4 protein-coding genes are annotated in these 6,000 nt (G+C 73.3%); 3 read left to right on the forward strand and 1 reads right to left on the reverse strand.

Features of this window, described 5'->3' with window-relative positions; translation table 11 throughout:
* Positions 1–78 precede the first annotated feature (78 nt).
* Complete coding sequence (locus ACIWVC_RS24625; protein ID WP_396454631.1) at positions 79–1,566, forward strand: glycoside hydrolase family 15 protein; 1,488 nt, start codon at positions 79–81, stop codon at positions 1,564–1,566.
* A 109-nt stretch (positions 1,567–1,675) separates the two neighbouring features.
* Here the strand turns inward: ACIWVC_RS24625 and pcrA are convergent, their stop codons facing one another.
* Entirely contained in the window at positions 1,676–3,931 is a 2,256-nt protein-coding gene (gene pcrA, locus ACIWVC_RS24630; RefSeq protein WP_396454632.1) for a DNA helicase PcrA, read from the reverse strand.
* A 266-nt stretch (positions 3,932–4,197) separates the two neighbouring features.
* Between pcrA and ACIWVC_RS24635 the strand changes: the two genes are divergently transcribed.
* Both ACIWVC_RS24635 and ACIWVC_RS24640 read left to right on the forward strand, forming a co-directional pair.
* Positions 4,198–5,637 carry a hypothetical protein gene (locus ACIWVC_RS24635; protein ID WP_396446653.1) on the forward strand — a complete coding sequence of 480 codons (1,440 nt, stop codon included), beginning with the start codon at positions 4,198–4,200 and terminating at the stop codon, positions 5,635–5,637.
* 22 nt (positions 5,638–5,659) lie between these two features.
* On the forward strand, positions 5,660–5,956 hold the full coding sequence (locus tag ACIWVC_RS24640; RefSeq protein WP_396446654.1) for a protealysin inhibitor emfourin: 297 nt from the start codon (positions 5,660–5,662) through the stop codon (positions 5,954–5,956).
* The last annotated feature ends 44 nt before the right edge of the window (positions 5,957–6,000 follow it).

Raw genomic sequence — 6,000 nt, forward strand, 5'->3', positions numbered from 1 at the left:
GCTCGTGAGGAGGATGAACCAATTGACGTAGTTTGATGTACTTATTTCGCTTCGGCGGGGCGCAAAGGGGGCGAACGCATGGCGATGGCGGAGGAACGGGACCCATCCCTCGCGGCCGCCGTCCCCGTGCGGCGGCCCGTGCGCACCGCCCCTCCGCGCCCGCGGACCCGCGGGCGCTCGGGCGTGCGCAAGGTCCGCCGCACCGCCGCGCTGCTGGTCGTCGCCGCGCTCATCGCGACCGGCGGGGCCACCGTACCGGAACCGTCCGCGCCCGGCTGGTCGAGCCCCGGGCTCATCGGCGGGGGCGGCTGGCCGTTCGCCGGCGTCCCGCTCTCCCCCGAGCAGGCCGAGGGGGCCGCCTACCTGCCGGACAGCTCCGTCGTCCGGCTGGAGGACGGGCGCATCCGGCTCATCCCGGCCGGCGGCGACACCCCCGTCACCGTGGACGCGGACGACCCGCGGGTGGACACGGCCGTCCGGTCCGACAACCTGTGGCTGGCGCAGGGGACGATCCCGACGGGCGGGATGGGCGCGGCCTACCGCGACATGGCGGCGCGCGCCCTGCTCGACCTGCGGCTCCTCACCCGCCCGAACGGGGCGTCGCTCGCCTCCTGGTACACCAAGTGGCGGTACTGCTGGCCGCGCGACTCGGCGTTCACCGTCGCCGCGTTCACCGTCACCGGGCACCCGTCGGAGGCCCGCCGCGTCCTGCGGTTCCTCGCCCGCGCGCAGAGCGGCAGCGGCATGTGGGCCGCGCGCTACAACGCCGACGGGACGGCGGTCGCCGACGGCCGCCGCGCCCAGCTCGACTCGCTCGGCTGGGTGCTGTGGGCGGCGTGGTTCTACCGCGTGCAGGCCGGCTCGCCCGACGACCTGCCGGACCTGTGGCCGATGGTGCGGCGCGCCGCCGACCACCTGGCCCGGTCCCTGGACGCCGAGGGCCTGCCGCCCGCCTCGTCCGACTACTGGGAGCGCGACCCGCTCCGCGAGCAGGACCCGCGGCGGCCGACGCTCGGCGTCGTCGGGCCCGTGCTCGCGGGCCTGCGGGCCGCCGCCGACCTCGCCCGGCTGCGCGGCGAGACCGGCCGGACGGCCGCGTGGGAGGGCGCGGCGCAGCGCGTCTCGGACGCCGTGGCCCGGCAGTTCGCGCCGTACGGCTACCCGCGCTCGCCGGTGCCCGGCGGCCTGATGGACACCTCGGTGACGTTCCTCGCCCCGCCGTTCGCGCCCGCCGACGCGGAGATCACGGCCGCGATCGCGGACGCGGCCCGCAGGCAGGCGCTGCCGAACGGGGGCGTGCTGCCGGGCGAGCGCTGGTCCGGTTCCCCGGACGTCGCGTGGACCCCGGAGACGGCCCTGTTCGGGCTGAGCTCGGCCGCCTCGGGCCGCACCGACGAGGCGCTGGACCGGCTCAGCTGGCTCGCGGCGCACCGCACATCGCTCGGCGTCCTCCCGGAGAAGGTCGGCCCGACCGGAAAACCCGCCGGCCCGGCCCCGCTCGGCTGGACGGCCTCCCTCGTCCTGCTCACGCTCTCCGCCCTGGAACGCCCCCTGCCCATCCCCTAGACGCCGCCCGCATGCGCGGTGCTCCCCGCCGACCAGGGCCGGCCGCCCCAGGTCAGCGCCGATGGCGGCACCGGCGCCGATCGGCCGTTCCCGCCCGCCGACGGCGCGATCAGAGCTTCTCGATGGTGGCGAAGCGGAGGACCAGGGTGCGGACGCCGTACTCGCCGCCGAAGTCGACGCTGGCCTTCTCGCCCCGGTCGTAGACGGAGACGACGGTGCCGAGGCCGAAGGCGTCGTGGGTGACCTTGTCGCCCGGGGAGAGGGACGGCACGGGGCGGTTGCCCGGGGAGCGCACGCCCGGGCGCTGCGCCATCCGGGACATCGCCGGAGTGGACGCCGAGGACGCCTCCCGCTCCCATTCGACCAGGGTCGACGGGACCTCGCCCAGGAAGCGGGACGGCGGGTTCACCTGCGGCGCGCCCCACGAGCTGCGCATCGCGGCGCGGGAGACGTAGAGGCGCCGCCGGGCGCGGGTGATGCCGACGTAGGCGAGGCGGCGTTCCTCTTCGAGCTCCTTCGGGTTGCTCATGGCGCGCAGGTGCGGGAAGACGCCGTCCTCCATGCCGGTGAGGAACACGACCGGGAATTCGAGGCCCTTGGCGGTGTGCAGGGTCATGAGGGTGACGACGCCCTGCTCGGTGTCCTCGGGCTGCTCGCCGGGGGGCACGGGGCCGCCCTTGGCGCCGCCGGGGATGGAGTCGGCGTCGGCGACCAGCGCGACCTGCTCCAGGAACTCGGGCAGGCGGCCTTCGGCGGACTCGCCGTCGAGGCGCTCCTCGAACTCGCGGGCGACGGCTTCGAGTTCCTGGAGGTTCTCGACGCGGGTCTCGTCCTGCGGGTCCTTGGAGTTCTGGAGCTCCTCCAGGTAGCCGCTGGCCTTGAGGACCTCGGCGACCAGATCGGCCGGGGTGAGCGTCTCGGCGGCGGTGCGCAGCTCGTCCAGCAGGGCGACGAACTCGCGGACGGCGTTGATCGAGCGGGTCGCCATGCCGGGCACGTCCTCGGGCGCCCGCAGCGCCTGCCAGAACGAGATCCGCTCGCGGGACGCGTACGCCTCGACGCACGCCTCGGCGCGGTCGCCGATGCCGCGCTTGGGCACGTTCAGGATGCGGCGCAGGGAGACGGTGTCCTCCGGGTTGGCGAGGCAGCGCAGGTAGGCGAGCGCGTCGCGGATCTCCTTGCGCTCGTAGAACCGGACCCCGCCGACCACCTTGTACGGCAGCCCGACGCGGATGAACACCTCTTCGAAGACGCGCGACTGGGCGTTGGTGCGGTAGAAGACGGCGACGTCGCCGGGACGCGCCTCGCCCTCGTCGGTGAGCCGGTCGACCTCGTGGGCGACGAACGCGGCCTCGTCGTGCTCGTTGTCGGCCACATAGCCGGTGATCTTGTGGCCCTCGCCCTGGTCGGACCACAGCTTCTTCGGCTTGCGGTCGGCGTTGCGCTCGATGACGGCGTTCGCCGCGGACAGGATCGTCTGGGTGGAGCGGTAGTTCTGCTCCAGCAGGATCGCGGTGGCGTCCGGGTAGTCGCGCTCGAACTCCAGGATGTTGCGGATCGTCGCGCCGCGGAACGCGTAGATCGACTGGTCGGCGTCGCCGACGACGCACAGCTCGGCCGCGCCGACGCCCTCGACGGGGGCGGTCAGCTCGCGGACGAGCTCGTACTGCGCGTGGTTGGTGTCCTGGTACTCGTCGACGAGGACGTGCCGGAACCTGCGCCGGTAGTGCTCGGCGGCCTCCGGGAAGACCTGCAGCAGGTTGACCGTCATCATGATCAGGTCGTCGAAGTCCATGGCGCCGGCCTGCTGGAGCCGCGCCTGGTACATCTCGTACGCCTCGGCGAGCGTCTGCTCCATGTGCGTGGACGCGCGGTTCTTGAACGTCTCGTAGTCGATCAGCTCGTTCTTCAGGTTGGACACCTGGGCGCTGAACGACTTCGGCGGGTACCGCTTCGGGTCGAGGTCGAGCTCGCGGCACACCAGCGCCATGAGCCGGTTCGCGTCGGCCTGGTCGTAGATCGAGAAGCTCGTGGGGAAGCCGAGGCGCTTGGCCTCGCGGCGCAGGATCCGCACGCAGGCGGAGTGGAACGTCATCACCCACATGGCGCGCGAGCGCGGCCCGACGAGGGCGTCGACGCGCTCCTTCATCTCGGCGGCGGCCTTGTTGGTGAAGGTGATCGCGAGGATCTGGCCGGGGTGGACGTCCCGCTCGGCGAGCAGGTGGGCGATGCGGTGGGTGAGCACCCGCGTCTTGCCCGAGCCCGCGCCCGCGACGATCAGCAGGGGGCCGCCGGAGTGCACGACGGCGGCGCGCTGCTGCGGGTTGAGGCCGTCGAGCAGGGGGTGAGCTTCGGTCTTCGACATCACGTGCGAGTCTACGGCGCGGCGCGGACGTTTTCGGCGCGTCCCGCTCTCCGGGCCCGGCGGCAGCATGTGGACAGACGACTGCTTTTCACCTTCGCGGGGTTGATTGGATCTCCCGACCGGCGGACGTTGGCAGAACAGAGCGGACAACCGAGCCGGCCGCGCCGGTCCACGGGTGCAAGGCCCCGTACTTCAACCCCGCATGTCCGCTCGCAGGAGCGCAGGGTCAGCAGGGACTCGCGCACTGTCAGGGGAAGGTGGTTTCGATGACGATCCACCAGCAGGACCACGAGGCGCCGCGGGACGCCGGATCGACGCCGATCGAGATTCCCGCCCAGCGCGTGCGGCGCGCGGCTCCGCCGCTTCCGGAGCCCCTGCCGCGGCCGGTGCCGATCCCGGCGCCGCTGCGCACCGGGCACCGGTTCCTCGTCTACAAGCAGGACCCCTCGGTCACGGCCCTCGGCGCCCGGCTGGCGTTCATCCCGACCGTGGTGCTGAACGGCCCGACCGACGCCCGCGTCCGGACGGAGCTGCCGGGCGTCACGCCGGTGACCCGCAATGTCGGCGGCGACTTCGTGTTCGCCGCCGGGAGCCCGCAGTTCGACTGCGCGCACACGTTCGCCGTCGTCCGGCAGACGATGGCGATGTACGAGCGGCACAACGGCGGCGACCCGATCCCGTTCGCGTGGAACGTCGGCGGCAACACCGACCGCATCACGGTGTTCCCGCACGCCGGGGAGGGCGCGAACGCCTTCTACAGCCGGACGGCGAAGGCGCTGAAGTTCCTGTTCTTCACGCCGCAGGGGCAGAGCTCCGTCCTGCACACGTGCCGCTCGCTGGACATCGTCGCGCACGAGACCGGGCACGCGATCCTGGACGGCCTCAAGCCGGGCTGGCTGTCGGCCGGCAACCCGCCGCAGACGGGCGGCCTGCACGAGGCGTTCGGCGACATCACCGCGATCTTCCTCGCGCTCGCCGAGCCGGACCAGGCGGAGGCCCTCGTCGCGCTCACCAAGGCGAACCTGCACGACAAGTCGTTCCTGACGGAGCTGGCGGAGGAGTTCGGCAAGGGCCTCGGCATGCCGTCCGGGCTGCGCAACGCCGACAACGACCTCAAGCTCAGCCAGGTCGGCAACGAGGTCCACGCGATCTCCCAGGTGTTCACGGGGGCGGTCTACGACGTGCTCGCGGACGTGTTCACGTTCGAGCTGAGCCGCCAGCGGCGCACGAAGGACGCGACGATCGTGCTGATCGAGACGGCGGCCTCCCTGTGCAAGCTGGTGTTCGACGCGATCGTGGCGTCCCCGGCGACCGGCGCCCGGTACGTGGACGTCGCGAACAAGATGCTGCAGGCGTCGGCGGGCCGCGGCGACCCGGCGATCTACCGGACGTTCATCCGCAACCGGTTCGCGGTGCGCGAGATCACCACCGCGGCGACGCCGCTGCGGGACCTGCTGAGCGGGCAGATGGCGATGACCGAGCCCGGCTACACCGGCGACGGGCGGGACGTCACGGAGGTCGAGGCGCACGACGAGCAGTCGGCGAGCCTGCTGGCCGACCAGGACCGGTCGCGCTGCTGCGGCACGATGCAGATGCCCGAGTACCAGGTCGTCGCCCCGGAGAAGCTGGCCAGGCGGGGCTCCCTGGAGGACGATGACATCCTCCGGGACGAGCTGGACGAGCTGCGCCGGGCCTTCAGCAAGTGAGCACCGCCGGCGGGGAGGCGCCATGCGCGTGAAGATCGAGAGCACCGGCGGGTTCACCGGCCGGAGCGCGGTCGTCGCGCTGTACGACACCGACGCGCTCCCCGCCGGCCGGGCCGGCCGCATCCGGGAGGCCGTGGACGAGCTCGCCGCCGCGCAGGCCCGCGGCCGGGCCGGGGAGATCGGCGCCGATCTCCCCGCCTACCGGATCACAGTGGACGAGACCGGCGAGGAGCCCCGCGTGTACGAGGTGCGGGGCGACCCGGGGGCGGGCGCCCGCTCCGCGCTCGGCGCCCTCCTCCAGGACCCCGACGCGACCTGACCTGCGCGACCCGACCGGCGCGACCCGACCGGCGCGACCCGACC

The organism is Actinomadura sp. (genome assembly GCF_044508335.1).
GTDB lineage: Bacteria > Actinomycetota > Actinomycetes > Streptosporangiales > Streptosporangiaceae > Spirillospora.